The sequence below is a fragment of the uncultured Desulfovibrio sp. genome, from assembly GCF_902477725.1.
Taxonomy (GTDB): Bacteria; Desulfobacterota; Desulfovibrionia; order Desulfovibrionales; family Desulfovibrionaceae; genus Desulfovibrio.
Genome location: NZ_CABSIF010000002.1, coordinates 104969 through 131393, shown reverse-complemented (window position 1 = coordinate 131393; position 26425 = coordinate 104969). Strand labels below are relative to the sequence as shown.

Here is a 26425-nt window from a genome sequence, read left to right as displayed (position 1 = left end):
GATGGATACGCATGCCACAACCATACTGGCAGTAAGAAAGAATGGCCGCGTGGCCATTGCTGGCGATGGTCAGGTGACCCTGGGCCAGAATATGATCATGAAGCACGGCGCTCAGAAGGTACGACGTCTGTATGACGGCAAGATCCTGGCGGGTTTTGCCGGGGCCACAGCCGATGCCTTTACCCTGTTTGAACTTTTTGAAGCCAAGCTCAAGGAATTGCGCGGCAACATGGTTCGCGCCGCCGTTGAAATGACCAAGGAGTGGCGCAAGGACAAATACCTGCGCAAGCTCGAGGCCATGCTCCTGCTGGCGGACAGCGAGCACATTCTCGTGCTGTCGGGCACGGGCGACGTCATTGAACCGGACGACGAGGTTGCGGCCATTGGCAGCGGCGGCCCCTATGCCCTTGCGGCGGCGCGGGCGCTTGCCCGGCACAGCGACATGGATGCGGAGGCCATTGCCCGTGAGGCCATGCGCATCGCCTCGGAAATCTGCGTGTACACCAACGGCAATCTCACGGTTGAAACGCTGTAGCCATCAATCGCCACAGGAGCGAAAAAATCCATGAGCGTAGTTGTTGCCGGGTGCAAGGTTAATCTTGGTTTGCGCATCACGGGTGTGCGGGAAAACGGGTATCATGAACTGGATTCTCTTTTCTGGCCCCTGCCCCGTCCCTGCGATCGCCTGTACATTCGCGAAACCGACGCTGCCGGGCTGGTTGTGCAGTGTGATGCGCCGGGCATTGACCTTGAGAACAACACCCTCACCAAGGCCTACGCCGCCCTCGCCAAACGTGTGCCCAACCTGCCCGGGCTTGAAGTGCGCCTGAACAAGGGCATTCCAACAGGCGCAGGTCTTGGCGGCGGCAGCAGCGATGCGGCGGCCCTGCTGCGCTGGCTCAACAGCAGGCTATCCAGCCCGCTTGACGATCAGGCGCTGGCAGAGGTTGCCCTCACAGTAGGCGCGGACACGCCGTTTTTTCTCATAAACAAACCCTGCCGGGTGCGTGGCATTGGCGAGATCATCGAGCCTTGCAGGGATGATACGCTTGCAGGCATACACCTTGTTCTGATATGCTCCCAAATTCATGCATCCACCCCCCAGGCATACGCCGATTATGACGCCGCGCTCAAGGCTTCAAACACGGTTTCTGGGCAAAATTTCTTGACAAAGACAGAAAGCAAGGCTAATGGAACTTTTCTCTCCGGGGTGCGGACAGAGTTGAGCATTCACAACGACCTTGAGGACGTTGTATTTTCTCGCCATCCACAGCTTGCAGAAATCAAGGCGAACTTGCTGCGCCTTGGGGCTGGAGCCGTAGCCATGAGTGGCAGCGGCTCAAGCATTGTGGCGCTTTTCGCACACGAATCCCATGTGGAATCGCAGGCGGCTGCCGCCATGCTGCAAGGAGAGAACAGGCGCGTATACGCGCACGTGCTGTGAAATACTGGGATGTAGCCAAGTGGTAAGGCAACGGGTTTTGGCTCCGTCATTCGAAGGTTCGAACCCTTCCATCCCAGCCACACGCTGCTGTATCGCGTCTGGGGCGTCTGACCGCGCCTTCCGTCGATTTGTCGGCGGCCTGGCAATAAAGCGCCGCCTTTCTTCCGGCGACGGCAGCAAGGATGTATAACCGTAAGTGCTCTTTGGCGCGCAAGGCAGGGCGGTTCATGTACAGCGATCTTAAGATCGTCACCGGGTCTTCCAATCCGGATTTGGCCAAGGCCATCTGCAACCATCTGGGGTGTCAACTCACGCCCACGCTGGCTACCACGTTCAGCGACGGCGAGTTGCGGATCGAAATAGGCGACAATGTTCGCGGTGATGACGTTTTTGTGGTGCAGCCCACCTGCCCCCCGACCATCAACCGCAATCTGGTGCAGCTCTGCCTCATGCTTGATGCCCTCAAAAGGGCCAGCGCAGGCAGGATTACCGCCGTTATTCCTTACTACGGCTATGCGCGCCAGGATCGCAAGGTCAGCCCCCGTGCGCCCATCAGCGCCAAAATGGTGGCCGATTTTATCAGCGTTGCCGGTGCGGAACGCGTGGTCACCATTGACCTGCACGCGGGACAGATTCAGGGCTACTTTGACTGCCCGGTGGACAACCTGTTTGCCGTGCCTGTCATGCTTGAATCGCTGCGGCGGCTGCACGATGACAACATAGTGATCGTGTCGCCCGATGCTGGCGGTGTTGAGCGCGCCCGCGCCTATGCCAAAAGGCTCAATGCGCCGCTGGCCATTGTGGACAAGCGCCGCGACAAGCCCAATCAGGCACAGGCCATGCATGTTATCGGCGATGTGAAAGGCCGTATTGCCATTGTGGTGGACGACATGATCGACACCGCTGGCACATTGTGCGCTGGTGCTGACGTGCTGCTCAAAAACGGCGCTACCAAGATTGTGGCCTGCGCCACCCACGGTGTTTTGTCTGGCCCGGCCATTGAGCGCATCAACAGCACCGAAGCGCTTTCAAAGTTATTTGTCACAGACACCATCCCCATGGGCGACAAGCTTGAGCGTTGTCCAAAGCTGGAGGTTGTTTCTGTGGCTGCCCTTCTGGGCAAGACTATCCACAACATCCATACCGGTTCATCGGTGAGCGTGTTGTTTGTGTAACCCGCTTTATGCGGTTTGCGTATAGCCCCAAGCCTGCCCGCAAGGGCCGGTTCCATAATAACAGAACTTTTTCCGCACGCTTCGGCTGCGGTAAGCCAAGGAGCAGGACATGAATATTGAAAAGACTTTGAGCGTGCAGAAGCGCGAAGGTAGCGGCAAAGGCGCCAGTGGCCGTCTGCGTACCCAGGATCTGATCCCCGGCGTGTTCTACACCGCCAAGGGTGACAACATTTCTGTGCAGGCTCCTACCCTGCCGCTGGAAAAGATTTTTGCCGAAGCCGGTCGCACCTCGGTGTTCAACCTCGAGATTGACGACAACGGTCAGAAGTCCGTGCATCCTGTGATCATCTGGGACGTGCAGTACCATCCCTACAAGAAGGAATTCTGCCATATCGACTACTACGGCGTGGATCTGGACAAGCCCGTGACCGTTGACGTGCCCGTGGAATTCGTGGGTGTGTCGCGCGGCGTGAAGCTCGGCGGCCAGCTTGAAACCTACCGCGAAGTCGTACGCCTGTGCAGCAAGCCCCTGGACATGCCCAAAAAGATCGTTGTTGATGTGACCCCCATGGACATCAACACCACCATCTGCGTGGGCGACCTGCCCCTGCCCGAAAACGTCAAGGCTGTTTACGACCAGAACTTCGCCATCGTCAGCGTCCTTTCCAAGGCCAAGGAAGCCGCTGAAGCCGCCGAATAAGACTGTTTGACGCAAAGCCCGGTCATCGGGCCTTTGTGCGACTGTATTGGCCGGTTCCTCGCGGGACCGGCCTCATTTTATGTACGCATGGCGCCATGAACAAACCAGCCTTTGTCACGCACAAGCTGCCTGCCCATAACCGGGAACTGCGGCTCGAACTCTGGCCCAATCATGGGGCCGGGGTCATGCTGTTTTATCCTGGCACCATGCTGTCGCCCATTCAGTATCGGCCCATGATTGCCGCCTTGCAGCAAGCTGGCTTTGCCGTTGCCGCAGTGCATTTCACCGGGCACGGGCTGAACCGCCACTGCGCGGGGTTCAGCTTTGACGACCTGCGGCAAAACTGCCTGGACGCCGAGACATGGCTGCGCGATGCAGGCCATGCCCACATTGCGGTATGCGGGCACAGCCAGGGCGGCATACTCGCACTGGCGCATGCTGCGGCATCCCCCGGCCTTACAGCGGCGTTTCCCATTACCGGTGTGCTGCCCCAGATGCGCGAGGCTGTCTATCTGACGCGCTTTGCCGGCCTGGCTGACCGCAGAGCGGATATTGAACGTATTTTCTGTAGACTGGCACGCTGGCTGCCGTGGCTGCCCATGCCCTTGCAGGCCTACCTTGATTCCTGGCGGATCATTTCCGGCGCGCGGCGAACTGTGAGCAACCGCCGCAAAACACGGCTGACATATCCCCTGAGTTTTTTGGCCAGCCTGTTCAACACGCGTCTGCCCGAGGGGCTACATTGCCCCCTGTATTTTTTCAGCGCTCAAAACGATGCCCTGTTTACGCCAGCCATCATTCAGGCCACCTTTGACTGCCTCAAGGCACCGGCCAAAAAGCTGGTCTGGCTGCCCGGCGGCGGGCATCTGGCCGCCATGAATCCCCCGCTGTGCCACTTTATGGCCCGCACCGCAGCAGCGGCATGCGCGGGGCTTGGCCTGCCACTGCACCTTGAGCAGACTAGAGCAGATAAGCTTTGAAAAATACATTTTCAAAGTTTAAGACATGCCTGTTCCGGTATTTAACCGCGCAAGTAAATTGCGCTTATACCTTCACGGCGAGTGCCTGCTCTCGCAGTCACCAGAGCAATTTCAAAATGATATTGCCCTAAAATCGCCCCCGGAGGCGTACTGATGGACTATAAAGGCGTTATCGTAGGTCTGGGCAATCCCGGCGCCAAATACGACCATACACGTCATAATTGCGGCTTTGATTTTGTGAGCTATCTTGTGGAACTTGCCGCCAGAGACGGCGAAGCAAGCCAACAAAACGGCGGCAAATTTTCTTGCGAATTGTGGCGCTTGCGCCTGCCAAAGCTTGGGGGCTTATGGCTTGCGGCCAAGCCGCAGACATTCATGAACCTGAGCGGTCAGTGCGTGCAGCCGCTGCTCGCCTGGCACAAACTCAAGCCGCATGACCTTGTTGTTGTGCATGACGAACTGGACATCCCCGCCGGGGAGCTTCGCTTCAAGCTTGGCGGGGGCAATGCTGGGCACAATGGACTGAAATCCATCACAGAACTTTTGGGAACGCCAGATTTTTACCGCCTGCGCATGGGCATTGGCCGCCCCCCTCACAAGGGTGACGTGACCAACTGGGTACTGGGGCGACCTGAGGGCGAAGATGCAAAACACATTGAGAATTCGATGGAACTTGCCGCCGATACATTGTTTGCCTTTGCCGATAAAGGGCTCGACAGCGCTGTTCGTGCTGCGCGAAAGGCATCCTGAGCAGTGCCGTGCAGTGCTGCCTTTTGATAATGGCTTTCTGTAACCGCCGGTTTTGCAATCAATTTGCATCGGGCCAATGCTGTAAACCCTCTGCAACAGTATCTGCGCACTGCCTTGCTCGCCCGGTCAAATGCCTATTGCCTCAAATATGAGCAAAATACTTTTTCAACTGGACTCCTGCTCATTCTTGGACTAGGATATTTGAAGAGTCGGTTTCCGACTCTTCAATACTTCATTTAATTCGCGACTTCCAGCTATCGCTCCAGGTCTCGTTTATTTGCGCCTTTGGGGGCGTTTTGGTGGCATCATGTTCACTCCGGACGATCTCGTTGTATATCCTGCCCAAGGTGTGGGCCAAATAGAACGCATAGACAGCAAAACCGTTGGGGGGCTTGTCTGTGAGCTCTATATTGTGCGCATTCGGGCAAACAACGTCACGCTGATGGTTCCGGTAAACAATGCCGCGCATGTGGGCCTGCGTACCCTTACGCCCAAGGATGAAGCGGCCACGATTCTTGAATCGCTCCACAATGATTCGGGCAAGGTTGTGTATACGGGCCAGAACTGGAACCGCCGCTTCCGCGAATATTCCGAGCGGCTCAAAAGCCCGAGCCTTGCAATTGTGGCCGAAGTGCTGCGCGAGCTGCTGCTTATTGGCCGCAGCAAGGAACTTTCTTTTGGCGAACGGCGGCTTCAGGAGCAGGCCATGGGCCTTGTGACCGGCGAATTGTCAGAAGTTCTGGAAATCGCAGAAGACAAGGTGCGCAACGAACTGCTTGAAATCTATGCCCCTCCGCCAGCACCTGAAGAAACCGCCAGCTAGCCCGCTCACCCCCTGACCAAATTTTTTGTGAACAACGACGTATTTTTTCCTTGCCATTACAGAAAAGATGGGCTAATCGCATTTTCACACATCTTTTTTGTTCCCAATATCATCCGCCTACCACGCTACAATATGCAAATATTGTAAGCGTTACCCTGTGTCTTATCAAAATATCGGACTGTTATGCGCAAAAAGAAAGCTACTTCCACACTGTTGACCGACAGCGCCTTGAGCCTCACGGAGCTGAAGACGCGTAGCATGCAGGAACTCATGGAGCTGGCTGAGCAGTATGAAATTGAAAATGCCAGTTCCATGCGCAAGCAGGAGCTCATTTTCGCTCTGCTTTCCACCTGTGCTTCACAAAACGGCACCATTTACGGTGATGGCGTGCTTGAAATTCTGCCCGATGGCTTTGGCTTTTTGAGGTCGCCGCTGTGCAGCTACATGCCCGGCCCGGATGACATCTACGTGTCGCCCTCGCAGATCAGGCGGTTTTCCTTGCGCAAGGGCGATATAGTTTCCGGTCAGATCCGCCCCCCCAAGGAAGGCGAACGCTACTTTGCCCTGCTCAAGGTCACCGAGATCGGCTTTGAACCGCCGGAACACGCCAAGAACCTTGTTCTTTTTGACAACCTCACGCCCATCTATCCCGACCTCCAGCTCGTCATGGAAAACGGCGAGAAAAATCTTTCCAATCGCGTTATCGACATCATGGCGCCCATTGGCTGCGGGCAGCGCGGCCTTATCGTGGCCCCGCCGCGCACGGGTAAAACAATCCTGCTCCAGGCGCTGGCCAATGCCATTAATGCCAATAACCCCGATGTGTACCTCATTGTGCTTTTGATTGACGAGCGCCCGGAAGAAGTTACCGACATGGAGCGCACAGTCAAAAAGGCCGAGGTTATCAGCTCCACCTTTGACGAACCGCCGCAGCGCCACGTGCAGGTGTGCGAGATGGTGCTTGAAAAAGCCAAGCGCCTTGTGGAACGCAAGCGCGACGTTGTCATCCTGCTCGACTCCATCACCCGCCTGGGGCGCGCGTATAACGCGGTTACCCCTTCTTCTGGCCGGGTGCTCTCCGGCGGTCTTGACGCCAACGCCCTGCAACGGCCCAAACGCTTTTTTGGCGCGGCCCGCAATATTGAAGAAGGCGGCAGCCTCACCATCATCGCTACAGCGCTTATCGACACGGGTTCCCGCATGGATGAAGTTATCTTTGAAGAATTCAAAGGTACCGGCAACATGGAAATCTATCTCGACCGCCACCTTTCGGAAAAACGCGTCTTCCCCGCCATCGATATCAACCGCACGGGCACTCGCAAGGAAGACCTGCTGCTGGCCGACGATGTACTCAACCGCGTATGGATTCTGCGCAAAATTCTTGCCCCCATGTCTTCCATCGACAGTATGGAATTTTTGCTGGACAAAATGCGCGCGACCAAATCCAACAAGGATTTCATGAACGCCATGGGCAAGTAAGCCCCCGGCAACCAACCAAGGCAAATTGCCGCTCTGCGGCGCGAGCATGGGGCCGTCCACCCGGTCGGCTCCAGGTTTCACCTTGACCTTGGGTTTAGCAAGGCTTATCTTTTAGGGTGTAATTTGCATTATTGCCCAACTCTCAACGGAGGCTCCCCGCATGTTCGGCGTAAGCATGCCTGAATTATTGCTCTTACTTGTTGTGGTTCTGCTTGTTTTCGGGTCGAACAAACTGCCGGAAATCGGCGGCGGGCTGGGTCGGGCAATCCGCAACTTTCGCCGCTCTTCAACCGAGCCGGATGAAATTGACATAACCCCCAAGGATAAAAAGCAGCCCACGTCTACTGACGATCCCAATCACAAGGCATAGAACCGCCCGTTGAAACATAAGGATTTGTCATGAAAACGGAACAGCTTTCAGTTTTTCTGGAAAACCGGGCCGGTCGTCTGGCCGAGGTTACGCATACTCTGGCAGAGGCTGGCATTAATATTCGCGCGCTCTCGCTGGCCGATACTTCTGATTTCGGCATTCTGCGCATGATTGTATGCGACCATGATAAAGCCAAGGTTGTTTTGAAGGAAAAGGGGTTCACCCTTGGCCGCACAAGCGTTGTGGCCGTGGAAGTTCCCGATGTCCCAGGCGGCCTTGATTCCGTCCTTCAGACGGTTTCCAAGAACGGAATCAACGTGGAATACATGTACGCCTTTGTGCAGCGCGAAGCTGAAAGCGCCGTTATGATCTTCCGCTTTGACAAGGTCGATCAGGCCATTGAAGTACTCAAGGCCCACGACTTTGTCATTATCCCGGCAGAGCGCCTTTGCGCCCGCTAGGGCGTTAACGCAAGCCACAGGATTTTCAAGCTGAAAGAGCCGCAGTAACCTGCGGCTCTTTTTGTCCAAGCTCTTGGCAGATTTTACGCAAAATGGCTTGTGGGAAACCACAAGCCATTTTGCGTTGCGTGTGAAGTGCCCCTTGGGCGTCAATACCACGATTCTAGCCAACCCTAGAACGACCAGGCAACTCCTAGCGAAACAAGGGACTGGTCGTATCTGTACAGCGGGCTTTCTGAATTGTTGTGGGTATACTGGTACGAGGTTTCAACAGACCAGGCATCGGTAATATGCCACGTAAGGGCCGCGCCGGTGCGCCATTTCTGGTCAAGCCTGTTGGACGTTTCAAGCGCTGTTGCCGGGCCGTTGTACCAGTCGTTTTCAAAGGAAACAAAGGGGGCGAGCTCAAAACCCTTGGGCAGTTTGAGTGAGAGCCGGGCGCTGGCTTCCCATCCCGTGTAGCAATAATCGGCCTTCTCCGGCGTATTACCGCCCACATAGCTTAAGCCGACCATGATTTCATGGTTGCTCTCGCCAAAAAACCGCCGCACATACTGGCCCAGTGTCCAGTACGCGCCGTTGCGGTCGCCGTCCCGTGAGTATGCCCGCGAATCCAGAGTCCCGCGCGTAATAAGGTGCCATGACGGCGTGACCGCCCAAAGCCAGGTAGCTTCCGGGCCGGATGCCGTGACATTCTGGTACCACTGATAATCAAAAACTTCGCTCTTAAGGCGCAGATCAAACATGGTTGTAGGCGTGAGATGGCGAAGGCCCACCGCCGCCCTACCCCATTCGGATGTGCGGCTGTGCACATCATCCAGGGAGGAATCTCCATTGCCGCGCGCCATGCCCTGCGCGTCGCCCACGATCCACCAGGGCGTATCCCGCTCGGCCTTCCAGCCCACATCAAGGTTTGCCCCAAGATACGCGCCAAAGGTACTTTTGGCTTCCGCATCCGGCAGGGTTACGCGCCAAACCCCCATGTCCATGGTGGTACTTGAGGGGCCAAATGTGGCATTGGAGTCATACAAAAGACCAGTGCGGAGTTTGCCGTGCACCTGCCAGTGATCGTAGCGCTTCTCAAGCGAATCCAGCAGTCGGTCATTATCAGCCTTGCTGATGTTGGGGTTCAGCGACCGCATGGTTGCCATGGCTTGCTCTGCGCTTACACGGTCTTCAAGCGCCATATAGGCCTGTGCCAGCTCATTGTAGAGTACTGGTTCCGACGGATACTTTTCCGTGAGGCGCTCATAGGCCATTACGGCCTGATTGTACCGCCCGCTGCGCATGGAGCTGCGCGCCAGATTAAGGTTGATTTCATCATCGTCCGGCGCTTCACGCAGCAGGCGCATGTACATGTCGTATGCGGAAGCATATTTGCCCTGTTGCATGAGGGCAGCGGCATCCGCCTTTGCGGATCCTACCGCAGTGCGCAGAGCGGGTGAATCATCTGCGGCGATGGCGGTGCTAACCAGCAAAAGCATGCACAGGAGCACAAGCGCGAACCTACAGCAGAGCTGCAACGGGTGGAATGGATTACGTATCATTGCTGGCTCCACCTATCGTTGTTTGCCGGAAAATGTACCAGATTCCCTCAAGCTGCCATCACTGTTATTAGTGACATTGTAGCCGCCTATAACAGACAGCCCTGATGTGTTGCGGGCGGCGGTGCCACTCATGGAGCCGGAATAATCATTGGCCGTGAATCCGCTAACATTCAGGCTTGAGCCGCTGATGCTTCCCCTTCCGCCCGTCATTGCCATAGGTGTGTCCGAGTTGCCAGACTGCATGACACCGTTGCTCACATTGCCGTTTGTCAGGTTAACAAGAAAACTGAACGATCCTGTATACATACCAGTTATCAGCGCGCCAGACACGTTGGCGTTGCCCGTCTGCCGGAAGCCCTCGCCCAGCGCCTGCGCTACAATGGGCGTCTGCGCCAGGGGCGTTGGCGTAATTGGGTTCCCCATTACGGGGGAAGGCGGCGCCAGCTGCGCGGTTCCGCCAGAGGCGGGTCTGTTGGCCGCCACGCTGCCAGACACCAGGTTGTGGTCTGCTGGCGTCATGGGGGTAACCGTACCCTGCGGCAGGGTGATCTTGAAACCGGACGGCACCCGCACACCGTTAACAAAAACCTCTTTGGAGGTATTGGCTACATACACGGTTGTGGCGCCGCTATCCACCTTAAGGGAAAGGATGGTGCCGCGGATGCCTACGGTGGCATCCGGCGTAACCACAGAAAACCCGTCAGGATTTTTTTCCACAATCTTGCCCGTGATAAACCGGGCTATGCCCTGCCCCATCCTGACCTTGAAGGCAGGATTCGCGCCTTCTGCGACCACAGTTTCAAGGCTCAGGGACGTGTTGGAACCAAGCGACACTGTTGTGTCGTCGTCAAACAAAATCTGCGCCCGGCCCGTGGCGTCTGTAGTCAGCGTATCCCGATCCGCAACCGGGCTTTTCATGTCCAGCACCACGGCCTGTCCACTCCTCTGGGCAGTAACGCCTGCCTTGAAGGAAATAACCTGTCCCACATCCTTGGCCGTGCATACGCCTCCGGCCAGCAAAGTCAGGCACAGGGCCAAAGCCCCGCGCCCCAGCATTGAACGAATCATGGTTCCCCCCACAGCAACAGGATTGTTTCTACTTGCCTTCCATTGTCCAGATGCCGTCCCACTGGGCAGGTGGATTCTGCGCAAGCATGAGCGAGCGCTCATGATACAAACCAAACAGGCGCACGCCTGGATACCTTTTTACCAGCGCGGCAAAGCCAGCCGCAGCCTCGGAAAAATCCCCCTTTTCATACAGTGCGCGCGCCGCGATCCATTGCGGCATGGACTCCTGAAAAATTGCATCCGTACCCGGCCTCATGGGCCAGTAAATGCTGACGGGCTTCGTCTTACCCTTCACGCGCAGCACATCAAGATGAACAAAGGCAAAGGCATCCCCGCAGCCTTCCCTGGTATCCTCACTCACCACCACGGGCGCGCCATAGCGTTTGCACAGGCCCTCAAGGCGCGAGGCCAGATTCACATTATCGCCAATGAGGGTGTAGTTGATGAGGTCGTCTGACCCCATGTTGCCCACATAGGCCTGCCCGGTGTGAATGCCCGCGCCCATCGCAAGCCGTATGCCAAAGCTCGCCTCAATTTCGCCGTTCAGCGCCTCAAGCTGCTCCTGCATGCTCAGTGCGGCGTCCACCGCAAGTGCGGGATGGCCCGGCACATCAAGGGGTGCGTTCCAGAAGGCCATGAGCGCATCGCCGATGAACTTGTCCAGGGTGCCCTGCCGACTGCGCACAATTGCCGTCATGGGCGTAAAATAGCTGTTCAGCAGCTGCACCACATCCTGCGGTGAAAGCGATTCGGAAAGGCTTGTAAAACCCCGAATATCCGTAAACAGGATGGAAAGCTCGCGATTTTCGCCAGCCAGCAGATCGCCCTGCCGCTTGCTGATCCGCTTGACCACCTCCGGCGACACATAGCGCGAAAACGCCCGGCGCAGAACGATCTTCTGCTTTTCCTCCTGCCAGAAACGCACGCTCAGCAGCAAACCGCCGCACAGCAGGGTGGTGAGCAGACCATACAGGGGCGAGAGAAAGAGGCCCCCCATAAACAGCTGCCGTGAGGCCACGACCGTAGCGCCCATCAGCGCCAGAGAAGACGGCACATATACGCGCGGCCCGGCAAAACCAAAGGCCAGCGTTGCCGCGCAGGTCACAAAGGCTATTATCAGCGCCTGCGCACCCGGCCCCCAGGATGGCGCCTGCACAAAATTGCCGCTGATCATGGCGTCTATGGCCGCTGCATGTACCTCCACCCCGGGCATCACCCTGTCAAAGGGCGTTGCGCGGATATCGGCCAGACCGGGTGCTGACGTGCCCACAAAAACAATGCAACCGTCAATATCAGCCCGCTTTGCGCTGCCATCCAGCACCTTGGCGGCGCTGACATACCGATAGGTATGCCGCCCTCCCTGAAAGGGAACCAGCATATAGCCTTCGCGCGAAACCGGAATCTTGAACTCCCCCGCCGCCACGCTGAAAAGCCCGTCCGGCCCGGTGTACAGCCGCAGGGCATCAGTTCCCAGCGCGCGCATGAGGGCCTGCAAGGCCAGCGAGGGGTAAACAGCATCGCCAAGCCTGAGGAGCAGCGGAACCTGCCGCACAAGGCCATCCGCATCGGGCGATACATTCACAAAACCCACGGGGGCCTCTGCAAAAAGCTGCGGCAGAGGCAAAACTGCGCCAAGGGCAGTCGGTAAATAGGCATCAAATGGGGGGGCATCCTTGCCGCCCCGCGCTATCATGGCCGGAGGCTGCGGCATGGGGCCGGAATACGGCTCGCCCGCATAGCGGGCAAACGCGCCCAGCACCACAGGCGCGGCGCGCACGGAGGCGGCGAACAGGGTATCAAAATCCCCCAGATATGAAGGCAGGCCCACAATTTCTAGCGCCACGCCCCTGTCGCGGTAAAGCCCCTCGCGCAGACGTGTCGGCGAGGTTCTGTCCGGCTCTGCAAACATGATATCCAGCCCTATGGAAGCAGCGCCATTCTGCGCCAGTCTGTCCACCAGGTCGGCCACCAGATACCGGGGCCAGGGCCACTGTCCGTAACGGGCCAGGGATTCCTCGTCTATATCAACAACAAGAGGTACCGGAGAAGGCTCGCTTTGCCGCCGAAGGGGCAGCAGAGCATCGTAAATTCTCAGATCAAGGCGTTGCAGCGCCACAGGCTGCACCACATACAGCGCCAGCATGGCAAGGCCGCCGCACAGCCCCACAAGGGCGGTGAAAATCCACGGCTGCCGCAGCAGCCGTTTCAGGGCATCTGCAAAGTTCATGAAGCAATGTCACGGTTTGGCTGTTCCGGCTCCGCATCAGGAAAACGCTCATAAATCTTGGCGACAACGTCCATGATTTCTTCAAGGCATTCCACAAGCTGCGGGTCGAAATGACTGCCTGCCTCCTCGCGCAGGAGTACAAGAGCCTTTTCGTGCGGCCATGCGGCCTTGTACGAACGGGGAGAAACCAGCGCATCAAACACATCGGCAATGGCGGTTATGCGCGCCGCAAGGGGGATACCCTCCCCTTCCAGCCTGCCCGCATCGCTGGGGCCTGCATAGCCCTTGCCATTCCATTTCTGGTGGTGATGGTGGGCTATCTCGCGGGCGAAGGACATGAATCCGCCGCTCTGGGCCTCTACCTCCAGAATGCCCGCGCCAATAATCGTATGCGACCGCATGACGGCCATTTCTTCATCAGAGAGCTTGCCCGGCTTTTTCAGCAGCAGATCGCTCACGCCCACCTTGCCTATGTCGTGCAACATGGCAGCAAGGCGTATCTGGCTTTTGACATGCAGGGTCACGTCCGGGTCAAGGCACAGGCGGTTGGCCCACACCTGATACATTTCTGCGGCAATGGCACCCACACGCTCGGCATGGGGGCCAGTTTCCAGCGGATCATGCACCGAGGCCAGCCGCACAAGCCGGTTGATGCTTGCCCGCACCAGATGGCTGCGCTCAAGGATATTGGCGATTTCGCGAGCCAGCACCCGTATGTGCCGCTCCATGTCGTGGGTGAACTTGCGGGGCTTGCCCGTGCGCGGATCAAGGCTGTTGATGAGCTGCATCACACCCGAGATGTGCCCCGCGTGGTCGTGAAAAGGCACCACAAGCATGGATTCCGTGTGGTATCCCGTGGCCTTGTCAAAATCATCGCGGAACGAAAACGGCAAATCCTTCGGCAAGGCGCGCACATTCACAATATTGAGCATTTCGCCCGTGCAGGCCGCATAGCCCGCAATGGAATGGGGATTGATGGGCAGGCGCGCCGAGGAATAGGCGAACTTTGAGGCAGTGTTTACAGAAAACAGACTGTCGTTGTGCGTATAGGCAAAGAGCAGGTCTTCCCCATCAACAAGAAAAATGGTTCCTGCATCAGCCCGCGTGATCTCTCGGGATTTGGCGAGGATGCGGTCGAGCAGCGTGTTCTCGTCCTGATACTGCGAAAGGTCGTCCAGAAATCTGTCGAGCCAGTCGCTGAACTGAACCAGACCACATTCCCCGCAGGCCTGTTGCCTGGGCATGGGCAGGCTGAACCGCATGCCCTCACGCGCAAAGCACAGGCGCTGCCCGCTTGTCTGGCAACTGTGCAAGGCCTCATGCTGTAGTGCGTCTATCTGCGCGTCGGTCATATCCGGCGCATGGTGTGAAAGCACAATGCAGCCCGACCCGGCAGCATGGCCCAGATCACGCCAGTCTTCCCAGCGAGAATGCCCCCAGCCTTCAACATAGCTGGCCTTGCTGTACATGCTGTCCACAACAGCCAGATCCACGCCTTCAAGCAGTTCGCGCGCCGCCTGCTGCACTTCTGGGGCGCTGGTGATTTCATAATCGCCGGAGTACACAAAAACGGCATTGTCGGCGCAAACCCTGTAGGCAAGCGCTCCGCCGGGATGGTTGGCCGCTATGGCCGCAACCGCGACACCATCGGCGGGATGCACCTCGTCACCGGGTTCAAGGCTGTGCCGCACCACATTTCCGGCAAAGTCGCTGAATGGTATGGGAAACATGCCGTGGGCAAAGTGATTGTCCAGCACGTCTTCAAGCCAGGCGGGAATATAGATGTGGGTTGTCCAGCGGGGGGAATGCAGGGGCGGAAAGAACCCCAGCCCCTGAATGTGATCCGTATGCCCGTGCGAAATAAAAAGATGGCAGGTGCCGCTTTCCGGCAGGTTTTCGCCAGCCTGCCGCAGACCTGTGCCTGCGTCAAAAAAAATCAGCGCCCCGTTGTCGGAGCGCAGTTCAACGCATGAGGTGTTGCCACCGTAAAACGACATGGCCGGAGCTGGCACGGCAATGCTGCCGCGCACGCCTCTGAGCACTACTTCCATGTGATCCTCCTGATGGATCAATACGGTGTTTTTATAGCGCTAACCCTATGTCTTTTGTGATTTTTTTCAAGCGGCAAAAAACGGTATATCTGATATTCGGTAATACTATCAACTATGAATAGAGTAGGTTGGAAAAATATTTCTGGAAATTTTTTTTTTGCTCATGAAAGGCAATAAAAGCGTTATCCGGCCAATCAACAGACCGGATAACGCTTTTATTGTATGCTTTCCTAGAACACGCCGGTTACACGTCCGGTTGCCACATCCACATCGATGTTGCGGAAGGAGGGCCTGGAGCCAGTACCGGGCATAAGGCTGATGTCGCCCGCCACCGGAGCCACAAGACCAGCGCCGCCAAAAAGCAGTACATCGCGCACATGCAGCCGCCAGGATGAAGGCACGCCCTTGCGCTTGGCGTCGTCCGAAAGCGAATACTGGGTTTTGACCATGCACACGCCAAGCTCGTCCGCATCGGGGCGTTCCTGAAGCGTCTTGAGCCGCTGGGCAGCCATGGGTTCAAAATCCACGCCGTCCGCGCCGTACACTTCGCGGGCGATGCAGACAATGCGCTCAGCAATGGGCAGCTTCCAGTCGTAGAGCGGACGGAAGTTCCGCTTGGGCGAATTGCAGGCGTCCATGACGGCATCTGCCAGTTCAAGCGCGCCTTCGCCGCCTTTTTCCCAGTGTTCCGAAACAGCCACGCTAGCCCCCGCCTTTTCGCAAATGCGGCGGATAGCGGCGATTTCTGCGGGCTTGTCGGTATAAAACTTGTTGATGCACACTACAGAGGGCACACCGGAACGGCGCACAATGCCGATGTGGTGCAGCAGGTTGACGCAACCGGCTTCCACCAGGCCCACATCTTCCCTCAGATATTCTTCGGGCAGGGGCTGGCCGGGGCGGGGCTGCGGCGCGCCGCCGTGGTGCTTGAGCGCCCGCACCGTCGCCACAATCACTGCCGCGTCAGGCGCAAGGCCACTGTAACGGCACTTGAGGTTCCAGAATTTCTCGTAGCCCATTTCTGCGGCAAAACCGGATTCTGTCACATGGATGTCGCCAAGCTTCAGCCCCACCCTGTCGGCAATAACCGAACTCTGTCCCAGAGCGATGTTGCCGAAGGGGCCAGTGTGCACCAGCACGGGCTGGCCCTCGATGGTCTGGATAAGGTTGGGCTTGATGGCCTCCACCAGCCAGGCGGTCATGGCGCCGTCCACTTCAAGGTCGGCGGTGGTCACGGGCCTGCCGTTGCGGTCAAGGGCAAGCACCATGCGGCCCATGCGCTGCCGCAGATCGGCCAGATCCCGCGCCACGGAAAGAATGGACATGACCTCGGAAGCAACGGTGATGTCAAAGTGCGAGCGCATCATAAAGCCGTCGTTGCGCCTGCCGTCGCCTTCCATGCCTATAATCACGTTGCGCAGGGCCTGAGCGCAGAAATCCATCACCCAGCCGGTGCTGACGCGCGTGGGATCAATATCCAGACGGCGCATGCCCGAGAGCCGCTCAAGCGTTGCATCGTCATAGTTGCGCTCGTGCTGCATGCGGGATGTGAGGGCCGTCATGGCAAGGTTGTGGGCCGCGCCCACTGCATGGATATCGCCCGTAAAGTTGAGGGAATACGGCGTGAGCGGGATGCACTGCGAAAGACCGCCGCCCGCAGCGGAACCCTTCATGCCCATGGTGGGGCCGCCCGAAGGCTGACGGATGGCGGCAGAAGACCGCAAACCGCGCCGTGCAAGCCCCTGCACCAGACCGATGGTGGTGGTGGACTTGCCTTCGCCAAGGGGCGTGGGCGTGATGGCCGTAACATCAACGTATTTGCCGTTGGGGCGGCTCTCAAGCCTTTGCAGCACTTCCTGCTGCTCAATCTTGCCCATGTATCGCCCGTAGGGCAGGACTTCTGAAGGTTCCAGCCCCATCTCGGCGGTCAGGGCTTCAAAAGTTTTCATATTCTGTTCGGCATCCAGGGCTATCTGCCAGTCCGGGTGCTTGGTGGGATCAAGAGTCATGCTGTCTCCATACAACAAAGAATTGGCAAAATGGTACGGGCCGCCAGCTGGGGCGTCAAGCCCGAGGCATCAGGCATAGTGGCGGCCTTGCGGCTGTAGACCGCATCATATATATACCACAACAATTCCGCCATGTTCATGGGCGGGTTTGCCTGCCGTAACTGGCAGGCTGGAAATTTCACCGGGCGCATGGCAAAAGGCCATAAAGCCCCAACGGCTCGGCACCCGACCTGCCGCCAAAGCACAGGAGCAGCCATGCGATTCACCGCCCAACGGGGCCGCCTGAGCATACATCTGCGCGTTTTTCGCCAGGGGCGCGACCTGCAGGTGCTCTGCGGCGGCGGCGCGACTCATATCGGCGCTGTGGCTCTGGCCGCGCCCGCACATGGTCAGGCAGAGGCCCAAAGCCATCTGGCGGGCCTGCCCGGCCACAAGGAAGCCGCCCTCGCCCAACGCATGGCCGAGCGCATGGCCCATGCCCTGAACTGCGCCGTGTGCGTCAGCGCGGGTATCCACTACGACAACATAACCCGCGAAGAAATCCGGCAGGTCGAGCAGATGGTCCACGACCTGACGGAACGTTGCATCTCCGCGCTGCAAAAGGATTCTTCATGCTCACGGTAAACGATCTTACGGAACTGGAAAACTACATCCGCAGCGGCGAACTTGAAGCTGATTTCAAGGACGGTTGCGAAAACGACCGCTTCTACCTGCTTGAACTGCTGGAAAAGCTCATGGACGTCTCCGAACTGGCAGACGCCGCCGCCACACGGCTCATCTTCAAGGGGCTGCCCGTTCCTCCGCCGCCCACAGAAAAATAACCCGCGAGAGGGACTTTAGAAGCAGCCAGCCTGAGGCTAGGACGGCAGCCTTTATCCTTGCAGATGCGCTCCAGATTCCAATGCGCCTGCCACCACAGTGCAAAGCCGCGCCACATCCTCAGCCGGAGTAACATACGGCGGCATGAGGTAAACAAGCCGGTTAAATGGCCGCACCCAGATGCCGTGCCGCACAAAATATTCCTGTAATGCTGATGTATTGACGGGTTCGCACGTTTCCACAACGCCGATGCCGCCCAGTACGCGCACGTCAGCCACGCCTTGCAGCTCCGCACAGGGGGCAAGCCCGGAGCGCAGGCCGCTTTCAAGATTTGCCACCTTCTGCCGCCAGTCTTCCTCCTGCAGCAGGTCAAGGCTCGCGCAGGCCACGGCGCATGCCAGCGCATTGGCCATAAAGGTGGGGCCGTGCATAAACACATTGCCCCCGGTGCAAATGCCCTGCGCCACGCTGGCTGTGCAGGCCGTGGCAGCCAGCGTGAGCACCCCGCCCGTGAGCGCCTTGCCGCAACACAGAATATCCGGTGAAACACCGGCCCATTCCGCAGCAAACATCTTGCCCGTGCGGCCAAAGCCCGTGGCGATTTCATCAAATATCAGCAGCGCGCCAGCCTCACGGCACAGTTGCGCAAGCCCGCGCAGGTATTCGGGATGGTAAAACCACATGCCGCCCGCGCCCTGCACCACTGGTTCAAGAATCACCGCCGCGATCTCGTGCCCGCGCCCGGCAAAAACACGCCGGGCATCGTCAAGGCTCGCGGGGTCAAAGGGCTGGTCAAAGCGGCAACTTGGCCGCTCCATGAATATCTGTTGGGGCAGCATGGCCGTAAACAGGCTGTGCATGCCCGTAACCGGGTCGCACACCGACATGGCGCCAAAGGTATCCCCATGATAACCGCCGCGCGGCGTAAGAAACTTGCTGCGCCCGGTCTGGCCCCTGCCCTGCTGGTATTGCAGGGTCATTTTCAGCGCAACCTCCACCGCCACCGAGCCGGAATCGGCAAAAAATACGCGCTCAAGCCCCGCAGGCATGAGGCGCAGCAGTTTTTCGGCCAGATTGACCGCCGGTTCGTGCGTCAGCCCGCCAAACATTACATGGGGCATGCGCCCGGCCTGTGAATGCAGGGCTTCCATAAGGCGCGGATTGTTGTATCCGTGCACGGCTGCCCACCAAGATGACATGCCGTCCACAAGTTCCCTGCCGCCAGCCAGCACAATGCGGTTGGCTCTGGTGCGCGCCACAGTGCTGAGCAAGGGCGGCTGCATGGCCGAGGCGTAGGGGTGCCAGATGGTCTGGTGATCGCGGCGCACAACATCTGCACCACAGTCGCAAGCAGAATCCTGTGAGGCTTGCAGATGCCGCACCAGCGGCTCAAGCCCCTGAGCCAGGGTCTGCCATGCCGCCGCATCCAGTTGCGGCACACGCGGCAATTCCACCAGCGGCGCTGCAATACCCTGTTGCGTCAGCCGCTCGCGGAGCATGGTGGCGTTGTCGGCCAGCATGGCGTCCACATCCACGCCGGGGCAACCCGCTGCCGGATCGGCAGATGGGACAAGCACCACTCCGGCCAGTTGCAGGCCGTTATGACGCAATGCATCCAGCGAAAGCAGAATGTGGTTCAGACCACCCAGATAATTGCCGCCCACAAGCAGCACGGGCAGACCCACCGAGGCCATGAGGTCGAGCATGTCTTCACGCTCGTTGAGCGGCACCCGCAAGCCGCCAGCGCCCTCAAGCAGCAGCATTTCAGCGGTGCTGGCACGGCTGTGGCAAACAATGTCGTTGCGCAACCCTGCGCAGGTCAGGCGCGCGCCTTCGCGGGCCGCGGCCAGATGGGGCGAAGCAGGCAGGCTGAAGCAATGCAGGGCCGTGGCAGGCAGCATGGCGGCGCTTTGCGGCATGCCCGCAACGGCAGCGGCATACACGCGGGCATCGGCCAGAGGGGCCGTAGCGGCCTGCTCCGGCGCAACGCCTGTCTGCACAGGTTTTACAGCCTGCGCCTTGACTCCGGCCAGCAGCAAGGCCCGCAGCAGGGCCGCCGTCACAACGGTCTTGCCTACATCTGTGCCGGAACCGGCTACAAAAAGGCCCCTTAGCGGTGGGTCAGTCTTTTCCTCAGCAGCTTGCATCACAGCGAACCTCAAGCCCTTGCGCGGCGATCATTTCAAGATCATGCGCAATGCTCTGCCCGTGGGTTGTAAGATAATCACCCGTCATGAGGGCATTGGCCCCGGCGATAAAAATTTCATTCTGGCGGCTGCCCAGCACAAGAGGCCTGCCCCCGCAAATGCGCAAGGTCGCCTTGGGCAAAATGTGCCGGAACACGGCAATGAGTGTTAGCGCTTCATCAGCGGTGAGGGGCTTCTGCCCTGCCAAAGGTGTTTCCGGGTGCGGATGCAGAAAATTCATGGGCACATGGCTCACGCCCATCTTTTTGAGACTGAAGGCAAAGTCCACGCGGTCTTGCCAGCTCTCACCCAGGCCGAACAGGCCGCCAGTACACACGCTCAGGCCCGCCTCACTGGCTCGCAGCACAGTGTCGCGCCGCTGCTCCCAGGTTTGCGTAGTGCATACGCTGGAGTAATAGCCCTGCGAGGTTTCCATATTATGGTGGAACCGGGTAAGCCCGGCCCCGGACAAAAGGGCAAAATCTTCAGCCGTTAGTTTGCCCAGCGAAACGCAGACGCGCGGGCGCACGGCATCCGGCAGGCCGGAAATTACAGTACGCAGGCGCTGCAATTCGCTGCCGCTCAGGGCCGAACCGCTGGTAACAACGCCAATGCGGGCCACAGGCAGGGCTGCAAGACGCAGAATGCGCTCGCGCAGTTCATCGTCGGGCAAGAGAGGAAAAACCTCAATGGGGGTGTGATTGTGCCTGCTCTGGGAGCAAAAACGACAGTCCATGGAGCAGTTGCCGCTTTTTGCATTAATGATGGCGCACAAAACAATGCCGCGCCCAAAGGCCGCCTCGCGCAGCGCAGTGGCCCTGGCAAACAACTGTTCCTGCGGCAGGGACAAAAGCGCGAGGGCTTCGGCGGGCGTTGCAACCGCCTGTGATTGAGTCATGATATAACCCTGAAAGAGAACAATGGTGCAGAGCAAAAATCATTTGCTGACCGGAGCCACTCTGAATGACAGCCATGCCGTCATACAGACAGGTACCATGCCATTTTTTGGCCTAAAAAAAAAGCCCGCCTCAATGGCGGGCTTTCAGACCGATGACAAAGCCCGCCATTGCGGGTCTTATGCCGGGGATACTTGAACCTTGCGGCGCTTTTCCCACAGCTTCATGTCTTTCATCTTTTTGCGGCGTTCGCGCTGCAGGGCCTTACACACCAGAGGTGCGTCTTTCTTGAAGCCCCACTTTTCGCGGTATTCAGCCGAGGTCATGCCGTGGCTGGCCAGATGACGCTTGGTAAGGATCTTAAAGCTCTTTCCGCACTCAAGGCAGGTGACGGACTTTTCTTTGACCGACTTGCGTGCTTCAACGGCCATTTCGCCGCTGTCCAGTTCCACAGGCGTTTCGCCTTCAGCAACTGCTTTGATGCCCTGCGCCACTTTCTGTATAAAGGCGGCTATTTCTTCTTCGCTCATAACGCGAACGCCAGCTTGTGCTCTGGTAATTTCCAGCGCCTCTTTCAGATAATCGTCCATAACTACCCCTTTATTGTCTTCAATATACTCAATCTGACGCGCTGCGTACCCGCCTGATCGGCTCATTGACAGAACAGTCGGTCCCCCTCCCATCCTGATGGGGAGAACATACACAGCAGCTATTGTTTCGTCAATGTACTATACCCTATAATATAAAATTGTGTTGCAAATTTTACATAACCATTATTCCAGAATGTATTAACTTGTTGCAGTTACTTAGTGTCGGTGCAGGCGCAACAAACGTAAAAAACAGGGAGGCCGCTTGAAAAAACTTTCCCAAGCGACCTCCCAGGCGGAATCCCGGTGTAATGTCAGATTACTGCAAGAACATGCTACTTTAAGACAAATGTGTCATACTTTGATGCAGTCCCCCAGAAGCGGTGATCCAGGTATTGTCCACGAATGTTCTTTGCATATCCTTCTGTAATTCCAGTCATATGTTCAGATACAGAAGCAACGGCAAAGGCTGCGCTGGCGCGCTGCTCAAAGGCACGAAGCTGGTCAGTCTGGCTTTCTGTCAGGCTTTCCTGCCCGGCAAGATTTTCAGGCAGGGGTTCTCTGTATTCCAGTATGACCTTGGTGTCATTAAAATTGTATCTGGCGGCAAAACCGCGCGTCAGCCAGCGCATGGGCTTTGCTTCGTCCGTCAGCCCTGCAAGGGCTGAAAATGCATCCTTTTTGCTGTCCACAATGTAGGTGCTGGCCGCAAAACCGTCATTGTTGAAAATCTCCACCCCTTTATCAACGCTAAAGGGACGCTGGCCATCGCTGTCCCAGTACCAGCCGCGCGGCACCTCAGCCAGCCCCACAATGGCCAGGGGGCTTTGGGGATCACCCTTGCCGTAAACAGCAACCCACGCGTGCAGCGGCAAGCCGCCGATAACGCCTGCACCATCAAGGCTGACGCTTGTTTCGCCGCCGGTAAGCAGGGGCATGTTCACGGCCTTGATACTGATGGCCGGGCGGGCTGTGGAAACATAGGCCGTGTTCTGCATTCCCCTTTGCAATGCGCCGGTGCATCCGGCCATCAAGGCAAGCAGGCCGAGTGTAACGCAAAGAAGCACTCTGTTCATATGCCCTCCAAGGCTGACGGCGCACATCACGTCCGGCATCATCGTATGAAGCTTGCGGGACGTTCCATCGCACTTATCCATTAAAATTGCATCAGGCAGACCATTCCACCCCACGGCAGAACTGCTGTTGTGTCTGGTTATATTCCAAGGAGTGAACGCATGCAATGCGCCCTCACATGCCAGATCGGCATATGGAAAGGGTTCGGCGCCCTGATGCAAGATGCGCCGGAGACGACAGCAACCAGCCTGGACGACAGGCAAGGGCGACAGGCCCAAAGGGTGAAAACCGGGGAAGCTAGGGAGCGGCAGGCTTGGCAGCAGGCGCAGCCTGGCTGCCCGCCCCGCCGGGCAGGTAGTTTTGCAGGTCGCGCGAAACCTCAAAGGTGTGCAGTTCCGCTGTGGCTGCCCTGGCAAAAGGCGAATCGGCATAGTTGCGCACAATATCCTCAAGCAAAGCCTGAGCCCGCGTGGCATCGCCCAGCTTGCGATACAGCCGGGCCTCGCGGAATCGCAAGCCAGGATATTCCGGCGACTCCTTGGGCACAAAGGCATTGTAACGCGCAAGCCATTCCAGGGCTTCCGGCACACGGTTGCCCACTTCGCAGATATCCATGAGTGAAAGTATGGCATCCTTGATGCGCTGCGGGTCAGCCTTGTCGGAACGTTCGTTCTGCAACTGGGTAAAGAGATCAATCACCTTGCGGTTCAGCGTGTAGGAATTACGAATGTCTTTGCGGTGTTCGGCATCACGGGCAAGAAAGTACGTGGCGTAGGCCCGCTGATAGAGCGGGATATCCTGCCGCTCGGCAAGCTTTTGCCACATGGCGAGAGCAGCCCCGTTCAGATTGAGGTTCTGGGCCGAGAGCGCCATGGCGTAATCAAGCTGGTTGCGCAACTGGGGGTTCAAAGGCCAGGTGGCCACCAGTTTGCCAAGATCAAGAATCTTTGCCCAGGCACCGACTTGAAGATACCGGTTGAAAAATTCCGTAAAGGTAGCTTCCCCATACTGGGGATCCATGGGCGACTTCAAAAACTCCGCAAGCATGCCAAGGGCCTGTTCAGTATCGCCCCGTTCAAGCAAGCCCTGCGCCAAGGCATAACGCATACGCGGATCTATCGCCCCGTAGCGTTCGCGCACCAGGGGAAAGCCATTCCATAAAATGAGAATGCGCCCATAGTTTTTTTCAGCCATGGAATTGGCAAGCTCTTTTTGAAAAGCAAGCCAGATAATATCGCGGGCCTGCGCCACGTTGGCGTTTTCTGGATAGCTGTCAATAAAATCTGCGGCCTTGCCCATGGCCTCGGTATAACGCTTGCTCCAATAGAGCCACATGGCCTCCTTGAGCCGCGCAAGCACAGACTCCGGCGCAGTGCGCGAAGCCGCCGCAAGGCTGGCGTAAACCTTGGGCAGGTTGCCACTGGCGGCCCTGGCAAAAACCTGTGTCATGGCCTCATAATTGATGGGCGAATCGTAAATGCCGCCCTCGGCCAACCGCAGATTTGCCAGATTTGCCGCATGGGTTCCCGCAAAATGCCGCACCAGATAGGAATACAGAAACTCGGCCCCGCTCTTGTTGCCAAGGCGGGTATACATGTCGCCCATTTTAAGGAGCAGGTCGTCATTGCCCTTCTGCCCGGGCACAAGGTTATAATACAGCCAGTACAGGGTCAGGGCCGCAACGGGTTTGTCCAGAGCCTCATCATTGGCACCCTGCAAAAACAGGAATGTGGGGTCTTCAATATAATAGCGGGGCCAGCGCTTGCTTATAAAGTCGAGAATAACCTGCGCATTGGTGTACTTGCGCTGGTTGTTCAGCGCCTGGGCAAGCCCCACGGACGCCTCCTGCAAAAAGGAGGATTCAGGGTACTTGTCGAGCACAATGGCAAAGGCCTGCTCCGCCTGGGCATCCATGTGCCGCTTGAGCTGCGCCTTGCCCAGGGCCGTAAAACCCTGCGCCACGCCGGGATAATCCGGATAGCGCCGATACATGGCCACAATGTAGCCCCCGGCATCTACCAGATTGCCCACGTTGACGTTAACCAGTCCCAGGCGCAGGAGGGCCTCCGGCACGCGGGAAGAACGCAGGTCAAAATTCATGGCCTCGCTGGTGGCAGAAACAATAGGCTCAAAGCCAGCCAGCGGATTATCGGCATATCTGGCCCATACGCAATCGCTGATGTAATACAGCGTTTTGAGGCGCATATCGGCGCTGATGGTGGGCATTTCCTTCAGTTTTTCCAACTGCGGCAAAGCCTCAACGAACTTGCGCTCCTTGATGAGACGCTCCGCCTCTTCCATCATTTTTTCCGGGTCAGCAGGCTTGGCAACAGGATTGCCCTGTTCGTCCACATAGACCACGGGCCGAGGTTCTTCCTTGGGAGCAGCTGCCCCGTGACCGCCTTTTTCTTCGGCATGCGGCAGCCCCACCACATTGTCCGAAACCTTGCCGGATACGTTACCGCCCGCGCCGTTCGGCTTTGCCTGACCGGCCTGGGAAGCAGGCGCAGAAGCTGCGGCAGGCGCGGGCTGCTGAGCCGGTGCTGTTTTTGCCTGCGGCGCAGGCTGCGGGGCTGCCTGGAGTGCAGGTTGCGGTATGGCCTTGGGCACAACCTGCTGGACAGGCTGCGGAGCGGGCTGAGCTTGCGGCTGCGCAACGGGTGGTGTTGCGGGCGGTACTGTACGCTGGACCTCATTTTGCGGGGCAGGCGCAGGCTGAGCCGCTGGTCTTGTTACGGGCTGGGTTGCAGGCTGAGTTACTGGCTGGCTGGCAGGCGCAGCCGAAGCCGCTGGTGCTGCCGCTGTGGCCGGAGCCGCAGCAGGAACATTGCTGGGGATTGATGTAGAGAGCCCCTTACTGTCCGGCCAGTTTTCCGGCCCGCCGGGGTTCACCCGGCTCATGAGGCTCTGGGCGTCCAGCGTCACGGCGAGGCTGCCCGCACCGCCTGCGGCTTGCGGCACTTCGGCGGCTTCCGCAGTTTTGGTCGCGCCAAGGGCGGAGAATTTCTGGCTCAAATCCGCCAGCTTTGCCTTGCCCGCGTCAAACAGATCCGTAGTAAACAGGCCAGCGATGGGCAAGGCCTTTACACCCTGCTGCACATCGGCCAGCAACATTTGGGTCTTTTGCAAAAAACCCACTGCGGCATCAGCAGGCAGATTAACGGCAAAAGAAGCGCCCTGCCCTTCTGAATCAGCAGGCGCGTTGCCCACAGGCACGCCCGCCGCATCCAGACGAGAGGAATTTTCCCCTTTCTGGGTTCCGGCGGCAAAAATTTCTATATCCAGTTCAGAAGGAGAAGACCGGCGCATGACGTGGTTCACGGCCTTGGGAGAAAGCGTAATGCGCAACTGGCCGTTGGAAAGCCCGATACTGTCGAGCAACGCCCCCGCAGAAGGTGCTGCGCCGCTGCGTTCAAGCGTTGCTGAAGGATCGTCAAGATAGAGAAGCAAGGTATTGCCGGTGCGCAGAAGCCTGTGCACCTGACCGGGGCTGTCGAGCGTAAGGCGCAGCCGTTCCCCGGCGGGCTGTGAACTTTTTGACTGTTGCCCGGCAGCTGTGGCTGCGTCAGTATCTGCAATGGGCGCCCAGTTCCAGCTCATGCCGTGCGAAGGTTGGGCGGGCAGCAAAAGGCTCGCAATCAGCAGCAAAGCCCCAACACGTGAGCAGCGTTGGGGAATCGCACCCTTGCGGGCAGAACTATGAGGCCGTGTCGCGGCGGCGAAAAGTTGTGTGTTCACTTGCACTTCGCAGGATGTGTCGTGGCGTCTGAGCCGCAAAA

General features: G+C 58.0%; 22 protein-coding genes and 1 tRNA gene. 13 read left to right on the top strand and 10 right to left on the bottom strand.

Annotated features, from left to right (window positions below; translation table 11 throughout):
* Nucleotide 1: 1 nt before the first annotated feature.
* The 11 genes from hslV (at nucleotide 2) to RDK48_RS02000 (ending at nucleotide 8182) form a co-directional block, all read left to right on the top strand.
* A complete protein-coding gene (gene hslV, locus RDK48_RS02050; protein ID WP_027180930.1) occupies nucleotides 2-535 on the top strand; it encodes an ATP-dependent protease subunit HslV in 534 nt (177 codons plus the stop codon).
* 30 nt (nucleotides 536-565) lie between these two features.
* Nucleotides 566-1444, top strand: coding sequence for a 4-(cytidine 5'-diphospho)-2-C-methyl-D-erythritol kinase (gene ispE / locus RDK48_RS02045; RefSeq protein WP_298994354.1), 879 nt, complete (start codon nucleotides 566-568; stop codon nucleotides 1442-1444).
* A 5-nt stretch (nucleotides 1445-1449) separates the two neighbouring features.
* Nucleotides 1450-1524, top strand: a tRNA-Gln gene (locus tag RDK48_RS02040).
* Between the two features lie 147 nt (nucleotides 1525-1671).
* A complete protein-coding gene (locus RDK48_RS02035) occupies nucleotides 1672-2619 on the top strand; it encodes a ribose-phosphate pyrophosphokinase (RefSeq protein WP_298994356.1) in 948 nt (315 codons plus the stop codon).
* A gap of 109 nt (nucleotides 2620-2728) precedes the next feature.
* Nucleotides 2729-3319, top strand: coding sequence for a 50S ribosomal protein L25/general stress protein Ctc (locus tag RDK48_RS02030; RefSeq protein WP_298994359.1), 591 nt, complete (start codon nucleotides 2729-2731; stop codon nucleotides 3317-3319).
* A gap of 95 nt (nucleotides 3320-3414) precedes the next feature.
* Nucleotides 3415-4299 carry a carboxylesterase gene (locus RDK48_RS02025; RefSeq protein ID WP_298994361.1) on the top strand — a complete coding sequence of 295 codons (885 nt, stop codon included), beginning with the start codon at nucleotides 3415-3417 and terminating at the stop codon, nucleotides 4297-4299.
* A 153-nt stretch (nucleotides 4300-4452) separates the two neighbouring features.
* Nucleotides 4453-5049, top strand: coding sequence for an aminoacyl-tRNA hydrolase (pth, locus tag RDK48_RS02020; RefSeq protein ID WP_298994363.1), 597 nt, complete (start codon nucleotides 4453-4455; stop codon nucleotides 5047-5049).
* Between the two features lie 307 nt (nucleotides 5050-5356).
* Nucleotides 5357-5872 carry a CarD family transcriptional regulator gene (locus tag RDK48_RS02015; protein WP_298994365.1) on the top strand — a complete coding sequence of 172 codons (516 nt, stop codon included), beginning with the start codon at nucleotides 5357-5359 and terminating at the stop codon, nucleotides 5870-5872.
* 183 nt (nucleotides 5873-6055) lie between these two features.
* Nucleotides 6056-7351 carry a transcription termination factor Rho gene (gene rho, locus RDK48_RS02010; RefSeq protein WP_298994368.1) on the top strand — a complete coding sequence of 432 codons (1296 nt, stop codon included), beginning with the start codon at nucleotides 6056-6058 and terminating at the stop codon, nucleotides 7349-7351.
* 160 nt (nucleotides 7352-7511) lie between these two features.
* Nucleotides 7512-7721 (top strand): twin-arginine translocase TatA/TatE family subunit, encoded by a 210-nt coding sequence (locus RDK48_RS02005; RefSeq protein WP_022659359.1) that lies wholly within the window; start codon nucleotides 7512-7514, stop codon nucleotides 7719-7721.
* 29 nt (nucleotides 7722-7750) lie between these two features.
* The gene (locus RDK48_RS02000) at nucleotides 7751-8182 is read left to right on the top strand and encodes an ACT domain-containing protein (protein ID WP_240824457.1); all 432 of its coding nucleotides are present in this window, start codon (nucleotides 7751-7753) and stop codon (nucleotides 8180-8182) included.
* A 173-nt stretch (nucleotides 8183-8355) separates the two neighbouring features.
* On the opposite strand, the gene RDK48_RS01995 is transcribed toward RDK48_RS02000, so the two are convergent.
* The 5 genes from RDK48_RS01995 to RDK48_RS01975 form a co-directional block, all read right to left on the bottom strand.
* The gene (locus RDK48_RS01995) at nucleotides 8356-9729 is read right to left on the bottom strand and encodes a tetratricopeptide repeat protein (protein ID WP_298994373.1); all 1374 of its coding nucleotides are present in this window, start codon (nucleotides 9727-9729) and stop codon (nucleotides 8356-8358) included.
* 12 nt (nucleotides 9730-9741) lie between these two features.
* Nucleotides 9742-10797: a FecR family protein gene (locus RDK48_RS01990; protein WP_298994375.1), complete on the bottom strand. Its 1056-nt coding sequence runs from the start codon at nucleotides 10795-10797 to the stop codon at nucleotides 9742-9744.
* 28 nt (nucleotides 10798-10825) lie between these two features.
* Nucleotides 10826-13024 carry a CHASE2 domain-containing protein gene (locus RDK48_RS01985; RefSeq protein WP_298994378.1) on the bottom strand — a complete coding sequence of 733 codons (2199 nt, stop codon included), beginning with the start codon at nucleotides 13022-13024 and terminating at the stop codon, nucleotides 10826-10828.
* Complete coding sequence (locus RDK48_RS01980; protein ID WP_298994381.1) at nucleotides 13021-15075, bottom strand: HD domain-containing phosphohydrolase; 2055 nt, start codon at nucleotides 15073-15075, stop codon at nucleotides 13021-13023. Before RDK48_RS01980 ends, RDK48_RS01985 begins: the two co-directional genes overlap by 4 nt.
* Before the next feature lie 230 nt (nucleotides 15076-15305).
* A complete protein-coding gene (locus RDK48_RS01975; protein ID WP_298994385.1) occupies nucleotides 15306-17084 on the bottom strand; it encodes a formate--tetrahydrofolate ligase in 1779 nt (592 codons plus the stop codon).
* A gap of 255 nt (nucleotides 17085-17339) precedes the next feature.
* Here RDK48_RS01975 and RDK48_RS01970 point away from each other — a divergent pair, with 255 nt between their 5' ends.
* A complete protein-coding gene (locus RDK48_RS01970; RefSeq protein WP_298994388.1) occupies nucleotides 17340-17708 on the top strand; it encodes a hypothetical protein in 369 nt (122 codons plus the stop codon).
* Nucleotides 17696-17905: a hypothetical protein gene (locus RDK48_RS01965; RefSeq protein ID WP_192111918.1), complete on the top strand. Its 210-nt coding sequence runs from the start codon at nucleotides 17696-17698 to the stop codon at nucleotides 17903-17905. The genes RDK48_RS01970 and RDK48_RS01965 overlap by 13 nt, the downstream gene beginning before the upstream one ends.
* A gap of 51 nt (nucleotides 17906-17956) precedes the next feature.
* Here the strand turns inward: RDK48_RS01965 and bioA are convergent, their stop codons facing one another.
* The 5 genes from bioA to RDK48_RS01940 form a co-directional block, all read right to left on the bottom strand.
* Nucleotides 17957-20050: an adenosylmethionine--8-amino-7-oxononanoate transaminase gene (gene bioA / locus RDK48_RS01960; RefSeq protein WP_298994478.1), complete on the bottom strand. Its 2094-nt coding sequence runs from the start codon at nucleotides 20048-20050 to the stop codon at nucleotides 17957-17959.
* Nucleotides 20037-20987: a biotin synthase BioB gene (gene bioB, locus RDK48_RS01955; protein ID WP_298994392.1), complete on the bottom strand. Its 951-nt coding sequence runs from the start codon at nucleotides 20985-20987 to the stop codon at nucleotides 20037-20039. The genes bioA and bioB overlap by 14 nt, the downstream gene beginning before the upstream one ends.
* A 177-nt stretch (nucleotides 20988-21164) precedes the next feature.
* Nucleotides 21165-21575 carry a MucR family transcriptional regulator gene (locus tag RDK48_RS01950; protein ID WP_298994394.1) on the bottom strand — a complete coding sequence of 137 codons (411 nt, stop codon included), beginning with the start codon at nucleotides 21573-21575 and terminating at the stop codon, nucleotides 21165-21167.
* Between the two features lie 332 nt (nucleotides 21576-21907).
* Nucleotides 21908-22648 carry a DUF4851 domain-containing protein gene (locus RDK48_RS01945; protein ID WP_298994396.1) on the bottom strand — a complete coding sequence of 247 codons (741 nt, stop codon included), beginning with the start codon at nucleotides 22646-22648 and terminating at the stop codon, nucleotides 21908-21910.
* Nucleotides 22649-22943: 295 nt separating this feature from the next.
* Complete coding sequence (locus RDK48_RS01940) at nucleotides 22944-26294, bottom strand: tetratricopeptide repeat protein (RefSeq protein WP_298994398.1); 3351 nt, start codon at nucleotides 26292-26294, stop codon at nucleotides 22944-22946.
* Nucleotides 26295-26425 lie beyond the last annotated feature (131 nt).

Bases quoted from the DNA above. Each gene is read 5' to 3' on its own strand.
- hslV (WP_027180930.1), top strand. From the start codon at position 2: ATGGATACGCATGCCACAACCATACTGGCAGTAAGAAAGAATGGCCGC.
- ispE (WP_298994354.1), top strand. From the start codon at position 566: ATGAGCGTAGTTGTTGCCGGGTGCAAGGTTAATCTTGGTTTGCGCATC.
- RDK48_RS02035 (WP_298994356.1), top strand. From the start codon at position 1,672: ATGTACAGCGATCTTAAGATCGTCACCGGGTCTTCCAATCCGGATTTG.
- RDK48_RS02030 (WP_298994359.1), top strand. From the start codon at position 2,729: ATGAATATTGAAAAGACTTTGAGCGTGCAGAAGCGCGAAGGTAGCGGC.
- RDK48_RS02025 (WP_298994361.1), top strand. From the start codon at position 3,415: ATGAACAAACCAGCCTTTGTCACGCACAAGCTGCCTGCCCATAACCGG.
- pth (WP_298994363.1), top strand. From the start codon at position 4,453: ATGGACTATAAAGGCGTTATCGTAGGTCTGGGCAATCCCGGCGCCAAA.
- RDK48_RS02015 (WP_298994365.1), top strand. From the start codon at position 5,357: ATGTTCACTCCGGACGATCTCGTTGTATATCCTGCCCAAGGTGTGGGC.
- rho (WP_298994368.1), top strand. From the start codon at position 6,056: ATGCGCAAAAAGAAAGCTACTTCCACACTGTTGACCGACAGCGCCTTG.
- RDK48_RS02005 (WP_022659359.1), top strand. From the start codon at position 7,512: ATGTTCGGCGTAAGCATGCCTGAATTATTGCTCTTACTTGTTGTGGTT.
- RDK48_RS02000 (WP_240824457.1), top strand. From the start codon at position 7,751: ATGAAAACGGAACAGCTTTCAGTTTTTCTGGAAAACCGGGCCGGTCGT.
- RDK48_RS01995 (WP_298994373.1), bottom strand. From the start codon at position 9,729: ATGATACGTAATCCATTCCACCCGTTGCAGCTCTGCTGTAGGTTCGCG.
- RDK48_RS01990 (WP_298994375.1), bottom strand. From the start codon at position 10,797: ATGATTCGTTCAATGCTGGGGCGCGGGGCTTTGGCCCTGTGCCTGACT.
- RDK48_RS01985 (WP_298994378.1), bottom strand. From the start codon at position 13,024: ATGAACTTTGCAGATGCCCTGAAACGGCTGCTGCGGCAGCCGTGGATT.
- RDK48_RS01980 (WP_298994381.1), bottom strand. From the start codon at position 15,075: ATGGAAGTAGTGCTCAGAGGCGTGCGCGGCAGCATTGCCGTGCCAGCT.
- RDK48_RS01975 (WP_298994385.1), bottom strand. From the start codon at position 17,084: ATGACTCTTGATCCCACCAAGCACCCGGACTGGCAGATAGCCCTGGAT.
- RDK48_RS01970 (WP_298994388.1), top strand. From the start codon at position 17,340: ATGCGATTCACCGCCCAACGGGGCCGCCTGAGCATACATCTGCGCGTT.
- RDK48_RS01965 (WP_192111918.1), top strand. From the start codon at position 17,696: ATGCTCACGGTAAACGATCTTACGGAACTGGAAAACTACATCCGCAGC.
- bioA (WP_298994478.1), bottom strand. From the start codon at position 20,050: ATGCAAGCTGCTGAGGAAAAGACTGACCCACCGCTAAGGGGCCTTTTT.
- bioB (WP_298994392.1), bottom strand. From the start codon at position 20,987: ATGACTCAATCACAGGCGGTTGCAACGCCCGCCGAAGCCCTCGCGCTT.
- RDK48_RS01950 (WP_298994394.1), bottom strand. From the start codon at position 21,575: ATGGACGATTATCTGAAAGAGGCGCTGGAAATTACCAGAGCACAAGCT.
- RDK48_RS01945 (WP_298994396.1), bottom strand. From the start codon at position 22,648: ATGAACAGAGTGCTTCTTTGCGTTACACTCGGCCTGCTTGCCTTGATG.